The organism is Asticcacaulis currens, assembly GCF_028550395.1.
GTDB classification, from domain to species: Bacteria; Pseudomonadota; Alphaproteobacteria; order Caulobacterales; family Caulobacteraceae; genus Asticcacaulis; species Asticcacaulis currens.
Genome location: NZ_JAQQKW010000010.1, coordinates 67,891 through 82,098 on the forward strand (window position 1 = coordinate 67,891; position 14,208 = coordinate 82,098).

12 protein-coding genes are annotated in these 14,208 nt (G+C 63.0%); 5 read left to right on the plus strand and 7 right to left on the minus strand.

Annotated elements, in window-relative coordinates:
* Window positions 1-16 precede the first annotated feature (16 nt).
* The 3 genes from PQU94_RS15195 (at window position 17) to PQU94_RS15205 (ending at window position 1,962) form a co-directional block, all read left to right on the plus strand.
* Window positions 17-718 (plus strand): hypothetical protein, encoded by a 702-nt coding sequence (locus PQU94_RS15195; RefSeq protein WP_272742281.1) that lies wholly within the window; start codon window positions 17-19, stop codon window positions 716-718.
* 36 nt (window positions 719-754) lie between these two features.
* Window positions 755-1,546, plus strand: a complete 792-nt coding sequence (locus PQU94_RS15200; RefSeq protein ID WP_272742282.1) for a hypothetical protein — start codon at window positions 755-757, stop codon at window positions 1,544-1,546.
* 230 nt (window positions 1,547-1,776) lie between these two features.
* A complete protein-coding gene (locus tag PQU94_RS15205; protein WP_272742283.1) occupies window positions 1,777-1,962 on the plus strand; it encodes a hypothetical protein in 186 nt (61 codons plus the stop codon).
* A 74-nt stretch (window positions 1,963-2,036) separates the two neighbouring features.
* Here the strand turns inward: PQU94_RS15205 and PQU94_RS15210 are convergent, their stop codons facing one another.
* The 4 genes from PQU94_RS15210 to PQU94_RS15225 are packed head-to-tail and all read right to left on the minus strand — an operon-like array spanning window position 2,037 to window position 5,030.
* Window positions 2,037-2,756 (minus strand): lysophospholipid acyltransferase family protein, encoded by a 720-nt coding sequence (locus PQU94_RS15210; protein WP_272742284.1) that lies wholly within the window; start codon window positions 2,754-2,756, stop codon window positions 2,037-2,039.
* Window positions 2,753-3,394 (minus strand): YdcF family protein, encoded by a 642-nt coding sequence (locus tag PQU94_RS15215; protein WP_272742285.1) that lies wholly within the window; start codon window positions 3,392-3,394, stop codon window positions 2,753-2,755. The genes PQU94_RS15210 and PQU94_RS15215 overlap by 4 nt, the downstream gene beginning before the upstream one ends.
* Entirely contained in the window at window positions 3,394-4,272 is an 879-nt protein-coding gene (locus tag PQU94_RS15220; RefSeq protein WP_272742286.1) for a cell division protein FtsX, read from the minus strand. Before PQU94_RS15220 ends, PQU94_RS15215 begins: the two co-directional genes overlap by 1 nt.
* Window positions 4,269-5,030 carry a cell division ATP-binding protein FtsE gene (locus PQU94_RS15225; RefSeq protein ID WP_272742287.1) on the minus strand — a complete coding sequence of 254 codons (762 nt, stop codon included), beginning with the start codon at window positions 5,028-5,030 and terminating at the stop codon, window positions 4,269-4,271. The genes PQU94_RS15220 and PQU94_RS15225 overlap by 4 nt, the downstream gene beginning before the upstream one ends.
* 99 nt (window positions 5,031-5,129) lie before the next feature.
* Here PQU94_RS15225 and PQU94_RS15230 point away from each other — a divergent pair, with 99 nt between their 5' ends.
* Window positions 5,130-6,080, plus strand: coding sequence for an MJ0042-type zinc finger domain-containing protein (locus PQU94_RS15230; RefSeq protein WP_272742288.1), 951 nt, complete (start codon window positions 5,130-5,132; stop codon window positions 6,078-6,080).
* A gap of 16 nt (window positions 6,081-6,096) precedes the next feature.
* Complete coding sequence (locus tag PQU94_RS15235) at window positions 6,097-6,606, plus strand: phosphoribosyltransferase (protein ID WP_272742289.1); 510 nt, start codon at window positions 6,097-6,099, stop codon at window positions 6,604-6,606.
* A 91-nt stretch (window positions 6,607-6,697) separates the two neighbouring features.
* On the opposite strand, the gene PQU94_RS15240 is transcribed toward PQU94_RS15235, so the two are convergent.
* The 3 genes from PQU94_RS15240 to PQU94_RS15250 all read right to left on the minus strand — a co-directional run bounded on the left by PQU94_RS15240 (window position 6,698) and on the right by PQU94_RS15250 (window position 14,023).
* Window positions 6,698-7,675, minus strand: coding sequence for an alpha/beta hydrolase (locus PQU94_RS15240; RefSeq protein WP_272742290.1), 978 nt, complete (start codon window positions 7,673-7,675; stop codon window positions 6,698-6,700).
* Window positions 7,676-7,869: 194 nt separating this feature from the next.
* Entirely contained in the window at window positions 7,870-10,986 is a 3,117-nt protein-coding gene (locus PQU94_RS15245; RefSeq protein ID WP_272742291.1) for an efflux RND transporter permease subunit, read from the minus strand.
* A 247-nt stretch (window positions 10,987-11,233) separates the two neighbouring features.
* Complete coding sequence (locus PQU94_RS15250; protein ID WP_272742292.1) at window positions 11,234-14,023, minus strand: bifunctional diguanylate cyclase/phosphodiesterase; 2,790 nt, start codon at window positions 14,021-14,023, stop codon at window positions 11,234-11,236.
* Between the last annotated feature and the right edge of the window lie 185 nt (window positions 14,024-14,208).

A 14,208-nucleotide genomic window follows, 5' to 3' on the forward strand; every position in this document is an offset into this window, starting at 1 on the left:
CGCTTGGGGGTATAAAATGTCGTACATGCGTGTTCTGACGTCCGGGCTGCTGATCGCGGGGACGGTTTTGTGCGCTCAGGGGCTGAGCCCGGCGGCTGTGGCCCAGACGACGGCGATGACCACCCCGGGGCAGAAACCTTCGGCGCAGCCGGTCGTGCCCCCCTCGCTGCAAGGGTCTTTCGTCACCCCCGAAGCGCCCCTGGCCCCGAAGATCGAGCTGGATCCGACCTTGATCGGCATGGCTCCGCGCCTCGAAGGTACGGCGGCCGCCACGGTTTCGCCGGAAGACAAGGCCGCGGCCGCGCGCAAGAGCCGTCGCATCGCGCTTTATAAGCAGTTGATGGACACCAACGGCACCAGCAAGAACGTGCATATGATCATGGCCAATACCAAGGCCGCTGTGCGACTGGTCATTCTGGAGCGCAAGGGGGCGAAGTCGCTGAGCCCCGCCGATGAGCTGAAGTTCAATCAGATCGCCGATCGGGTGCTGAAAGAGGCCGAGGTCAGCATTATCGACCAGATTGCCGCCGCCCAGTCCGCCAATTTTACCGAAGAAGAAATCCTGACCCTGATCAGCGCCAATTCGGGCCCGGTCGCGGCCAAATACAACGCCAGCAAGTTCGCCAATCCTGACGCCAATGCCCAGCAAATCCAAAGCTACATGGTCGAAGCGGTGATCAAGATCATCAAGACGTTCAAGGAAGCCATTTCGGGTTAACCGAAAGAGTCAGGGCAAGGGTAGATGGGGGTTTTTGTGGTGTATTTGAAACGCATGGTGGCCGGTGTGTGCCTTCTGGGGCTGACGGCGGCGGTGAGCGCGCAGGCGCGGGAGCCGGAACGCGAACCCGGGGCGCGCATCGTGGTTGCGCCCAAACCCGTGCAAAAGCGGGTGAACCCGCCGATCCCGGCGCCTGAACCGCAACAGAGCCCGGCGGCCGACAATCCGGCACCGGCACAGCCCGTGAAGGCGGCACCGCCGGTAGCCGCGCCATCGGTTCAGGCCAGGATCAACCCCGCCCCGGTGGCCCAGCCGACCGGTGAAATCGCCCCGTCGGTCGATATGATCGAAAGCCCGCCGCCCGTGGTCATGGCCACGGCGCAGGATGTCGGCCCGGTTGGCCCGGCCAAGCCCGCCGGCGATTTTGCCGAGCGCGTCGAGCTGGCGCATCAGTTGCTGGAAATCGACGGCACCGAAGCCATTATCCGCCACTTTGTCGGTGAAGTGCATATGCGCCTGATCATCGGCGAGGTCGGCAAATATATCGACGTCAACAGCCTCAACGAAAGCGACCGCTACCGTCTGGCGACCATAGTGGCGACCGTGTCCACCGAGCTGGGGGACAAGATTCTTCTGCTGACGGCGCGCGGCCACGCGCAAAATCTCAGCAGGGAAGAGCTGTTGTATCTGGCTCGCGTCAGCGACAGCGACGCCCAGCGCAAGCTGACCCAGATGCGCATCGACGACACCGGCGAACTGGATAAGAATGCCGAACTGGTCATGCAGATTTCGGCGCTGAAGATCGTTCAGGAATTTGAAAAGCCGTGAGACCGTCCGTGCTGAAAACCTCGGCCTGACGCTCGGCCTGCTGATTATGGTCGCCGCACACTGATCGGTAGAGTCATACCGATGTTATTCTCCCTCTTGGCGAATCCCGAATTTGGGATAAAGTGTTAACCAATGGCCGATTGCCCCACATCGGTCAGAGCGAAAAAGTGCCGCTCGAAATCGGGTTAAGGCACGTGAAATTGGGAAAAAATCGCCAAGGGAGGCGTCCAATGAAAATCATCGGGAAGATCGCAGTCGCTGCGATCGCGGCATCGTCTTTACTGACCGGCTCGGTCTATGCTCAGACCGATTGCCGCAAAAAGTGCAACGATACCTATCAGGCCTGTCAGAAGGCCGGCACGGCAGAGGAGAAATGCCGGGCCGCCTGGATTGACTGCAAGAAGAAGTGCAAATAGGCACGCGCACATAGACACACACGCGCCGGACAAGGATCTGCCTGTCCGGCGTTTTTGTGTTTAAGGCATCATGTTCAAGACGGGCGGTTTTCCGCAATCAGGGCGTTGGACGCCCCCTCGATGCGCGCCTTGATCTCGCTCATAAATTCGCCGCGCTTCATCCCGGCGGGGACAGGCGGCAGGAATTCAAACACCACCGTCCCCGGCGTGCGGACAATGCCGTGCGCGGGCCAGCACTGACCGGAATTGGTGGCCAGCAGGTGGCAGGGAAAGGCCAGATCGCGGTACAGCGCGGCCACGCCCGGCTTATATTCCGGGTCCTGCCCGACTTCGGAGCGCGTCCCTTCGGCAAAAATCAGGATCTGACGCGCGTTTTCCAGCCGGTCGCGGGCGTCGGTGACCATGGCGCGCAGGGCCTTGGCGGCGTCCTTGCGACGAATAGGGATCATGCGCGTGCGCCAGATGTAGAGGCCGAAGAAGGGCAGCCAGGTCAGTTCCTTCTTCAGGACAAAACAGGGATCGTCCAGCACGACAAAGGGCGCAATCGTATCGAGCATGCTGAGGTGCTTGCCCGCGATGAGGGCCGCCCCTTTCGGACGGTGTTCCAGCCCGCGAAATTCGACCTTCACGCCGCAGATATAGCGCAGGCCAAACAGCACCAGATGCGCCCACAGCTTGACGATCTGCATACTCAGCCGCCGCGACACAAGCACGAAGGGCGTGCCCAACAGGCCGACGATCACGACCAGGCCGTAAAGCCAGACGACGAAAACGATAGAACGCAGGAAATTCAAGAGGCCGAACCTTCCGCCGAAGCCTCGGCTCCGGTCTCATTGTTTTTGCCCGAACCGGTGAAGTTCGAAACGATGTCACGCGCCAGTATGGCCAGATATTTGCTGTATTCGATGATCAGCACCCGCGAACTGCGCCAGGACTTCCACCAGGCGCGCGCATCCAGCGTCGGGGTCGCTACCGGATAGGCGTGCAGCTTGACCCCCGGCAACGCCGCCTTGATCTCCAGCAGGCTGCGCGGCATGTGGTAATCGGAGGTGACCACGATCAGATCGTCAAACCCCTTGGCCTTGGCCCATTCGGCCACCTCATAGGCGTTGCCGAGCGTGGTCTGCGCCTCGTAACCGAGATCGACACAGCATTCGTAGAGCTTTTTGGAACCTTCGGTGACCGGCAGCAATTCCTCGCGCTTCACCTCGCGGTTGACGCCGGAAATGAGCATCCGCGCGCCCTTGCGCCGTTCCAGCAAACGCATCCCTTCCTTAATACGCATGTCCGACGCCCCGGTCAGGACGACAATGGCGTCGGCCGCCTCTTCGGGTTCAGCGGCGGGTGTCGAATGGATGACGCGATCCGCGAAGGCGTACAGCCCCGCCAGCCACAGTCCAACCACCAAAACCACGGCCATAAGGCGGCGCATCAGCTTTTCCCCAGCATCTTCAGGGTTACGATACGCGCGGTTCCCGCGGCAATCAAGGCGGCCAGCAACGGACAGGGTAACAAAACGACGAGGTCGAGCCACGAAAAGGGCAAAGCCAGCAACAGGCTCTGCGACGATCCGGTGAACTTGATCACCACCATGACCAGCCCCGCCGCCACGCCGCCCAAGAGACCCGAAATCGCAGCCATGCGCGCGAAGCGGAACTGAAACCGTCCGGCGATAAAGCTGTCCGTCGCGCCGCACAGGCTTAAGACCTCGACCATGTTGGCGCGCGCCATCAAACCGGCCCGTGTGGCAAAGCCCACCACCGCCGCCGCCGCGCTGGCGATCAGCAGAAATATCCCCAGCGAAATCAGGCGAATAATCAGGGCAGAGGTTTCAATATCCTGAAGCCAGGTCGAATGGTCGTCGATAGTGGCGTCGATTTCCTTTTCAGACAGCGCCTCCGACAGGGCGGCGGCCTTCGCCGGTTTCGCCTCATCCAGTCGCACCTCCACCAGATTAGGCAGTGGCAGGTCCTCAAGCACCGCATCGCCCAGCCACGGCTTGATCAGGGCCTTGGCGCGCGCCGGTTCGATGGCGGCGGCCTCCTTGACGCCCGGCACCCCGGCCAGCACCTCGGCGGCGCGGGCCGCCGCCACCGAGCCGCTTTCGAGGCCTGTCGGGCGCACCTGCACCGTTACCTCGGCGCGGATTTCCCGCGACCAGCCCGACGCCGCGCGATTCGAAGCCAGGGCGATCAGGGCCGACAGGGCGGCCAGAAAGAACAGCACGGCGATCACATAGTGCAGCGACACTTCGCGCGTATCCTGATCGGGCAGCAGATCGCGACGGCGCAGACGTTTCCCGGCGGTCATGTCGCCCCCCTCACCGTCTGGGTCAGGTCGCGCCGGAACAGCCGCCCGTCGCGCAGCTCCAGTACCGGCATACCGGAGGCGCGGATCAGCGCTTCGTCGTGTGTAGCGATCAGCACCGTCGCCCCCAACCGGTTCAGCTCGATAAAGAGCCGCATGATGCGCAGGCCCATGGCGTGGTCGATATTGCCCGTGGGCTCATCGGCCAGAATCAGGGTCGGGCGGTTGATGACGGCGCGCGCAATGGCCAGCCGCTGTTTTTCGCCGCCCGACAGCACATCCGGCATGGCGTGCAGGCGGGTTTTCAGCCCCACCCAGGTCAGTAGCTCGATGACATCGGCTTCGAATCGCCGCGGGTCTTCGCCGCGCACGAACAGGGGCAGGGCGGCATTATCGAACACATCGAGGTGCTCCAGCAGACGAAAATCCTGAAACACAATGCCGATGCGGCGACGCATCTCGGCGGTCTGTTTGCGGTCGCTGGGGTTAAGCCTTTCGCCGAACAGGCTGATCTCGCCCACAGAAGGTTTCTGAGCCTGATAGATCAGACGCAAAAGCGACGTCTTACCCGCCCCCGACGGCCCGGTCAGAAAGTGAAACGACCCCGACGACAGCGTAAAATTCAAGTCTTTCAGTATGTAATGCTCAGGATCGTGCCCGGTATGCCCGGCCCCTTCATAGCCCACACCGACGTCGCGGAACACAACCACCTGGCTGTGATCCGGCTCGAAAAGATCGTCGTGTGCGGAGGCTGTTACCACGGGTTTCGCAATCGCGTTTTGAGGTCTTGTTAATGCTTTTCGGCCAAAAAGGTTAAGCACCCGTTTGGTTAACGGGCCTTATGTAGTGATTCGTCCGGCATGCTTCTGACCTGTCCCAAATGCGCGCTCAGTTACGCGATTGATGAGGCTCAACTGGGGCCTCAGGGCCGCACCGTGCGCTGCGCGTCGTGCAAGACGACCTGGCACGCGGAAAAGCCTGAAGAGCCAATCGAGCTGCCGATCGAAAAGGCCGTGGAGAAGCCTGCCACCGGGCTGAAGGAAGTCAAGGCGAAGAAGATTCCGTCGCTGTACCGCGACATGATCGAAAGCCAGAAGCGGCATAAGGCCCTGATGGCGCAGGGCGTCATCTGGGGGGCGCTGGCGGCCACCTTCATCGTCATGCTGGGCACGGCCTTCCTGCTGCGCGTCGATCTGGTGCGCGCCTTTCCGCGTCTGGGCGGTGCCTATGCGGCGGTGGGGATACCGGTCAATGCCGCCGGTCTGGACGTGCTGGACTCGAAGCTCGAAAACACGCTGCGCGGCGGGCGTTTCGTGGCCACGGTGACGCTGAAGGTCAAAAACATCCGCGATGAGGCCAATCCGGTGCCGCCGGTGCGCGTCGATCTGATGGACAAGGACTCGCATCCGCTCGATACGACCCTCATCCCGCCCCTCGGCCTGACCCTGGAGGCCAATGAAACGCGCATCCTGACCTTTGACATTCCCGATCCGGCCAACCGCGTCAAGAATATCAAGCTGGCCTTCGACATGCAGGCGGCCAAGGATCTGGCGCGCGTGCGTCCCTCCCTGATGAACGGGACCGGCGGCGGGCACGGCGAAGCGGCGCAGGGGGCCGAAGGTCACGACGCCGCCGCACCGGCTCCGGAAGGCGGCCACGACGCGGCCGCGGCCGAGGCCGGACATGACGACGCCGCGCCCGCGGCGGAAAACGCGCATGGAGACGCGACAACCGCGACTGACCATGCTACGGAAAAGCCAGCCGAGCTGCGGCCCGCGCACGGCGCGCCCTCTGCCGACGCTCATCACTAGCTTTTACCGAGTTTACATGACCTACGACATTCTCCTGAGCGAGGCGGATATCGCCGCGCGCATTGATTCTATGGCCAGGGAGATGGCCCCTCGCCTGACCGAAGACACGGTCGGCGTCTGCCTTCTGACCGGTGGCATCTGGTTCGCCGCCGACCTGACGCGCGCTCTGGCCCGCCACGGTCTGGGTATCGGTTTCGATTCGATGTGGTTGTCCTCCTATGGCGACGGTCGCCAGAGCGGCGAGATGATCCTGCGCGCCGATCTGCAACGCCCGGTCACAGGCAAGCAGGTGCTGATCATGGACGATGTGCTGGATACGGGCGCATCGCTGAAATTTGCCCGCGACCATCTGCTGCGCGCCGGAGCTACCGAGGTGCTGACCGCCGTCATGGCCTCAAAGCCCGTCGAGCGCCAGATCGAAGCCGATTATGTCGGCTGGGAAGCGCCCAAGCGCTATCTGGTCGGCTATGGTCTGGACGATGGCGGGCGTCTGCGCGGCCTGCCCTTTATCGGCGCACTGGATTGATTTACAGGCGGACATACAGTCAAAAAAGGCTACCCGGCGCACGACCGGGTAGCCTTTGGCTTTTAAGGGCGCCCTGTTTGGACGCGGGCGGTTATTTACGCTTGCTGAGATAGCCGTGCATGGTCATCCAGCGCACGAAGGCATCGAACCAGCCGGTGCTGGTGGTGTCCTTCTGATACATGCCGAAGCCGTGGCCGCCCTGCTCATAATAGTGGAACTCGACCGGACGCTTGGCCTTTTGCCAGCTTTGCACCAGACCGAAGTCGCCGTGGGCGAACAGCGGATCATCCGCGGCCAGAGCGATAAACAGCGGGGGGGCGTCAGCCGGAACGTTTACCGCCGCCAGCGGGCCGTAAATGTCACCGATAAAGGCCGGCTTGGCATCTTCACCGGCCAGAGTGGTCGCCATGGTCAGCATGGCCCCGGCGGAAAAGCCCACCATGCCGATACGGTCGGCGTCGATATGCCATTCCTTGGAGCGCGAACGCACCAGCGCAAAAGCGGCCCGGGCATCGGCGATCTGCGGGGCGATGCGCATCATCGGATTTTCGGCACCCCCTGCGCCTGGTGCCGGTGGGGGCGGTGCCGGACGGGCGGCGCCCGCGAACATCTCGCGCATCGAGGCTTCGAAGCCGGCCATGTCCTGCGGCGTCTGGTTGAGGCGGTATTTCAGCACGAAGGCTGCCACACCCCGGTCGGCCAGTGCTTTGGCCACGTCCCAGCCCTCGTTCTGCATGGACAGGGTGCGGAAACCGCCGCCCGGGGCGACGATCACAGCGGCCCCTGTGGCCTTTTCCGGCGACGGCAGGAAGGGGGTCAGGGTTGCCACGGTGACGTTACGGGCGAACACGCTGCCGTACTGGCTGTGCCACGACTCCGTCGCCGTCGCGCCGGGCAGCGGCCCGGTATTCAGTACAATGGCGTCAGGCTGCGCCGGAATGGCGATCGGCACCATCTTGTCATTCTGGGCCAGCGCCGGAAGGGCGGTTGTGGCCACGGCCAGAAGCGCCAGGCCAAGGGTCTTCGACAGGTCACGTTTTGCCTGCCGGAAAGAGCCGGTCAAGTTCATGGTTTTGTTTCCTCTCACTGTGCGTTTGGCGAATCCCGCTCTGCGGCGGGGTTTCGAACGGGTGTGGCTTTTGCCGCTTATCGTTGTGATAACGCTAACATGACCTGCGCACCGTCGCCACTGTTTTTTACGCTCCGGACACAACAACGCCCCCCGCCGGGTTCGGCAGGGGGCGCACCGGTTCGCAGGCCGGCTCAGGCCTTTTTGACTTCGTTACGGTATTTGCGGTTGAACAGCTTTTGCACCAGCACGAAGAACAGCGGGATGTAGAAGATGGCCAGCAGGGTCGCCGACAGAACCCCGCCGATCAGGCCCGTACCAATGGCGTGCTGCGCCCCCGACCCGGCCCCATTGGCCAGAGCCAGCGGCAGGACGCCGAAGGTGAAGGCGAACGAGGTCATCAGGATAGGCCTCAGACGGATACGCGAGGCTTCAAGCGTGGCGTCGATCAGACCCATGCCGCGTTCCTGAAGCGTGCGGGCGTACTCGACGATCAGGATGGCGTTCTTGCACGACAGGCCAATGGTGGTGAGCAACCCGACCTGAAAGAAGATGTCGTTGTCGAGGCCGCGCGCCCACGTCGCCACCAGCGCCCCCAGAACCGCCAGAGGCAGGACCAGAATGACCGAGAACGGAATGGTCCAGCTTTCGTAGAGAGCGGCCAGCAGCAGGAAGACGACCAGCACCGAAAGCGCATAGAGCGCCGGGGCCTGCGCCCCGGACTCGCGTTCCTGCAAGGACAGGCCGGTCCACTCGATCGCCGTGCCCTGGGGCAGGCCGGTGGCCAGATCCTCGACCGCGGCCATGGCATCGCCCGACGACACACCGTCCGCCGCCGCGCCCTGCACGCCCGTCGAGGGCGAGCCATTATAGCGTTCCAGCGTCGGAGCCCCGGCCTGCCAGCGGGTCGCGCCAAAGGCCGAGAACGGCACCATGGCCCCGTCCCTGTTGCGCACATACCAGCGGTTCAGGTCTTCCGGACGCATACGGTAGGGGGTATCGGCCTGCACATAGACCCGCTTGACGCGCCCGCGATCAATGAAGTCGTTAACATAGGATCCGCCCCAGGCGGCGGCCAGCATGGCGTTGATGTCCGACACGCTGACGCCCATCGCCCCGGCGGCGGTTTTATTGATGTCGATCTTGAGCTGCGGCGTGTAGTCCTGTCCGCCCGAACGCACCGAGCCCAGACGCGGGTCCTTTTCGGCCCGGCGGATAAAGTCGTTGCGCGCCGACAACAGCGCCTCCGGCCCGACGCCGCCGACATCCTTAATCACAAAAGAGAAGCCCGACGCATCCCCCAGAGAACGCACCACCGGCGGCTGGGTGGGAATGATGCGGGCATTGCGGTATTCAGGCTTGGCAAATTCCTTGCGCGCGCGTTCGATCACCGCCGGCACGCGCAGGTCGCTGCCCTTGCGCTCCTCAAACGGCTTCATGCGGATATTGACCTGCCCCTGATTCTGCCCGTTGGAGCCAACGCGCGCAAAGACGTAGCGCGCCGTCGGGTCTTTTTGCAGATAGGCTTCGACCTTCGCTACCACGCTGTCCGTCGTCTTGCGCGTCGTGCCGACGGGCAACTGGATGATGGTCTGCATGAAGCCCTGATCTTCATCCGGCAGGAAGGAGGTCGGCAGGACGCGGAACATCATGCCGCAGGCCACCACCACCGCCGCATAGACGAACAGATAGCGCAGCGGCTTGCGGATAATGCCGCCCACCGAGCCCATATAGCCGTGGCTGGCGCGGGTAAAACTCGTGTTGAACCAGCCGAAAAAGCCCTTCTTCTGGGCGTGCTTCTGATGATCGACCGGCTTGAGGATGGTGGCGCAAAGCGGCGGCGTCAGCACTAGGGCCACAAACACCGACAGGGCCATGGCCGACACGATGGTGATCGAGAACTGGCGATAGATGATGCCTTGCGTGCCGCCGAAGAAGGCCATGGGCACAAACATGGCCGACAAGACCAGACCGATGCCGATGAGCGCCCCGGTGATCTCGTCCATGGATTTGCGCGTCGCGGCCTTCGGATCGAGTCCCTCTTCGTGCATCACGCGCTCGACGTTTTCGACGACAACGATGGCGTCATCGACCAGCAAACCGATGGCCAGCACCAGACCGAACATGGTCAGAAGGTTGATCGAATAGCCAAAGGCCGCCAGAATCCCCAGCGTCCCCAGAAGCACGACCGGCACCGCGATGGTCGGGATCAGCGTGGCGCGCCAGTTTTGCAGGAACAGGTACATGACGATAAAGACCAGCACGATGGCCTCAATCAGGGTCTTCACCACCTCCTTGATCGACAGCTTGATAAAGTCGGTCGAGTCGTTGGGGATGGCGTAGGCGATATTCTTGGGGAAGGTCTTGGACAGCTTTTCCATCTCGGCCTTGACCAGCTCGGCGGTCTTCAGCGCATTGGCCCCGGTGGCGAGGCTGATGGCGATGCCGGTCGCAGGCTGACCGTTGATGCGGCTGATCGAGTCGTAGCTCTGCTGCCCCAGTTCGACGCGCGCCACATCGCGCAGATAGACGGTGGCGCCGGACGTATCGCTCTTGACGATGATGTTTTTGAACTCATCCGCCGTCGTCAGGCGCGACTGCGAGGTGATGGTGGCGTTCAGCGCGATATCGTCGGTCGTCGGCTGCGCCGCCAGTTGTCCGGCCGACACCTGTGCATTCTGGGCGCGGATGGCCGTCACCACATCGGCGGGCGTCAGATTGTACCCGACCAGCTTTTCAGGGTTGAGCCAGATCCGCATGGCATAGCCGGAGCCAAAGACATTGCTTTCGCCCACCCCGTCCACGCGGGCCAGCGTGTCCTGCACATTGGATACCAGATAGTCACCCAGGTCGGCATTGGTCAGAGACCCATCGGTCGAGTAGAGCGAAATGACCAGCAGGATGTTGTTGGACGCCTTGTTGACGCGCACGCCCTGCGCCTGCACGTCCTGCGGCAGGCGGTTGATGACGGCCTGTACCTGATTTTGCACCTGCACCTGAGCGGTGTCGATATTGGTCCCCGCTTCGAACACGAGGGTGACATTGGCCGAACCGCTGTCTGAGGACGAGGCCGTGATATATTTCAGCCGATCAAGCCCGGTCATGCCCTGTTCGATGATCTGAGTCACCGAATCTTCGACCGTCTTGGCCGACGCCCCCGGATAGGAGGCATTGACCCGCACCTGCGGCAGGGCGATGTCCGGGTACTGCTCTACCGGCAGGGTACGGATCGAAAGCAGGCCAGCCAGCATGATGACAATGGCCACCACCCAGGCAAAGATGGGACGGTCGATAAAGAAGCGGGACAGCATGAAAACCCTTGGTCAGGCGACGTCTCTGGTCAGGTGTCTTGGCCCACATCCGTGCCCGTGACAAGCCTTGATCGGCTCGCAGAAAAAAAGCCGCAAGGGCCAGAGGCGGCGCGCTTGCGGCCAGAACAGGATGTGCACCACTAGCTGTTACGGTAGGCGCTTACAAATCCGTCGCCCGTTCCAACATCCGGTTTCAAAATTTATAATCCGGCCGGGTCCGCTCAGCCTCTTCGATCGTGGCTACAGATCACGCCGTCAGGCGCTCCGGGGCGGTTTCCGCCAGAACCTGGGCGGCCGGACGCCCGAAATAATAGCCCTGCGCCTCGTCACAACCCTCGCTGCGCAACAGTTCAAGCTGTGTGAGGGTTTCCACGCCTTCGGCCAGCACCGGCACCTCAAGACTGCGCCCCAGCGCCAGAATGGCGCGGATGATGGCGCGCGCCTGCGGGCTCTGTTCGGCCTCCATCAGGAAGGAGCGGTCAATCTTGATCTTGTCGAAGGGGAAGGCGTTGAGCGTATCGAGCGACGAATAGCCCGTACCGAAGTCGTCAATGGCGATGGTGACGCCGAAGCCCTTGATCTGACGCAGGATATGCAGGGCGCGCGCCTTATCGCCGATGATGGTCGATTCGGTGATTTCCAGTTCCAGACGCCGCGGCGACAGGCCGGTTTCGATCAGTATGGACTGCACCAGCCCGACCAGATCGGGATGGGTCAACTGCACAGGGGACAGGTTGACGGCCACCTTGGCCCCATCGGCCCAGGTGGCGGCCTCGGCACAGGCGGTGCGCAGGACCCACTCACCGATGTCGAGAATGGCCCCGCACTCCTCGGCCACAGGGATGAAGTCGGCAGGGCTGACGAAGCCCCGCTGCGGATGCTGCCAGCGCAGCAGGGCCTCATAGCCCGTAATGGCCTGCGACGTGACCGACCGCTGCACCTGATAGTGGACGCGCAGCTCGTCACGGGCGATGGCCTGCCACAGGTCCTTGGCCAGCGCGCGGCGGTCGCGGGCAGCCTCGTCCATACGCGCTTCGTAATAACAGACGGCCTCATGGCCGTTTATGCGCGGCTGCGCCTTGGCCCGGTACAGGGCCAGATCGGCATTGTTCATCAAAGGCTCACGCCCGTCGGCATCGTCGGGATAGACGGCCACGCCCATCGACCCGCCGGGAGAGACCTCAAACCCGTCAAGGTCGATAGGGTCGTGCAAGGCCGCGTCCAGACGGCTGACAAAATCGCTGAGTTCGCGCGCTTCCGCGAACGCCTTGACGCAGGCAAATTCGTCGCCGCCGATGCGCGCCACAAACTCGGTGTCGCCACACAGGCGTTGCAGGCGCTCAGCAATGACTTTCAGGACCTGATCGCCAGCGGCGTGGCCGCGCACATCGTTGATTTCCTTGAATCGGTCCAGGTCGATGGCGACCGCCGCCACCTTCTGCCCCATACGCGCCGCGCGTTCCAGCTCCCGGTCGGCGTGCTGGTTGAAGTGCTCGCGGTTCGGCAGCCCCGTCAGGCCGTCGTGGCGCGCCATGTGCGCGATGCGGTCTTCGTCGCGGCGACGCGCCGTTATGTCGTCGATGGTCGTCACCCAGCCGCCTTCCGGCAGAGGCCGGTAGGTCACCGACAGGACCGTCCCATTAGGGGTTTCAGAGACAAGCGTCCCGCCTTCAGGCTGGGCAATCAGCGCCATATGCGTCTGATAGCGCGCCTCGATCTGCGCGTCGGTCGCCCCCGCGCGGCGCAGAATATTGCCCAGCACCTCGCGGAAAGGCGTGCCCGGACGCGCCATGTTCGGGTCATTGCCGAACATGCTGTAAACGCGCGGATTGGCGAAGACGAGGCGATGATCGGCGTCGTACAGGCTGAGGCCCTGCGACATATGCGACAGGGCGGTGTCGAAATTGTGCGTGGTGCGCCTCAGCTTATCGCGCTCGGCCCGGCGCTGGGTGATGTCGCGGGTGACCTTGGCAAAACCGATCAGCGTGCCGTCGCTCTCGAACATCGGCGTCAGGACCACATGCGCCAGGAAGGTCGTGCCATCCTTGCGCACCCGCTGCCCCTCCTCTTCGTAGCGGCCCTGCGTCAGCGCTTCCTGAAGGATGGCCTGAGGCTTACCCGCCTGACGGTCGGCTTCGGGGAAAAAGATAGCGAAGGACTGCCCCACAATTTCCGATGCCTCATAGCCCTTGAAACGCTGCGCCCCGGCGTTCCAGTTGCTAACGCGCCCTTGCGGGTCGAGCATGTAGATGGCGTAGTCGCGCACGGAGTCGATCAGGATACGCATGTGGCGCTCATTGGCGGCGACAACGGCCTCGAAGCGCTGACGCTGCCTCAGGCTCATGATACACAGGCCCATGACCGCAATGGCCACTACGGCGACGGTAATCGACATACTGCCCGGATCAAGCATCAGCCCGCCCGTGCCGATGCGCGGATCGGGCACCACATCGACCGCGCCCATGCCGACGAAGTGGTGCGCCACAATGCCCAGCACCATCAGGCCCGTGGCGCCGCTTTGCGCATAGCGGTAACGGCTGGTCGCCAGCCACAGGGCGGCGGCCTCAAACACCATGCCGAGCAGAACGGAGACCGCGACCAGCTCCGTGTGCCAGCCGATATGAGCCGGAGCGATGAGCGCCGACATGCCGGTGTAGTGCATACCCGCCACGCCCAGACCCAGCAGGGCCCCGCCCACGCCGCGCCAAATGGCTTTCGTTTCGGAAACGGCCAGCGCAATCCCCGAACCGGTGATGGTGACGGCGATCAGCAGGGACAGGAAGGTCTTGAAAAGATCATAGCCGGTGGCCACACCGGCGCTATAGGCCAGCATGGCGATAAAGTGTGTCGCCCAGATGCCGAACCCGGCGGCCAGCCCGGCGGTGGCGACCCAGCGCCAGCGTTCCGCCCCGGACTGGTCCTGCGCCCGGCGGGCCAGTCGGAGCGCGGTAAAAGAGGCCGAAACGCAGACAATCGCTGCCAGCACGACCAGCGCCCAGTCGTGCTGATCCCGTAAACAGGCTATCACTCTCAGCATGGTCCGTGTCCCACAGCGTACGTTTTGCACACCTTCTCAAAAGCCTTGCCACGGAAGGCTTTTCGATTGTGTTAACAGCGATGGGCGGCAGAGGGCGGGTCCGGAGCGGGAGGGTTTTAGCCATCCCGCTCTCGTTTTTATCTGGCTGTGGTGTTTGGTCGAAAACCGCTCACTCTTTTGGCTTC

Bases quoted from the DNA above. Each gene is read 5' to 3' on its own strand.
- PQU94_RS15195 (WP_272742281.1), top strand. From the start codon at position 17: ATGTCGTACATGCGTGTTCTGACGTCCGGGCTGCTGATCGCGGGGACG.
- PQU94_RS15205 (WP_272742283.1), top strand. From the start codon at position 1,777: ATGAAAATCATCGGGAAGATCGCAGTCGCTGCGATCGCGGCATCGTCT.
- PQU94_RS15215 (WP_272742285.1), bottom strand. From the start codon at position 3,394: ATGCGCCGCCTTATGGCCGTGGTTTTGGTGGTTGGACTGTGGCTGGCG.
- PQU94_RS15220 (WP_272742286.1), bottom strand. From the start codon at position 4,272: ATGACCGCCGGGAAACGTCTGCGCCGTCGCGATCTGCTGCCCGATCAG.
- PQU94_RS15230 (WP_272742288.1), top strand. From the start codon at position 5,130: ATGCTTCTGACCTGTCCCAAATGCGCGCTCAGTTACGCGATTGATGAG.
- PQU94_RS15235 (WP_272742289.1), top strand. From the start codon at position 6,097: ATGACCTACGACATTCTCCTGAGCGAGGCGGATATCGCCGCGCGCATT.
- PQU94_RS15240 (WP_272742290.1), bottom strand. From the start codon at position 7,675: ATGAACTTGACCGGCTCTTTCCGGCAGGCAAAACGTGACCTGTCGAAG.
- PQU94_RS15245 (WP_272742291.1), bottom strand. From the start codon at position 10,986: ATGCTGTCCCGCTTCTTTATCGACCGTCCCATCTTTGCCTGGGTGGTG.
- PQU94_RS15250 (WP_272742292.1), bottom strand. From the start codon at position 14,023: ATGCTGAGAGTGATAGCCTGTTTACGGGATCAGCACGACTGGGCGCTG.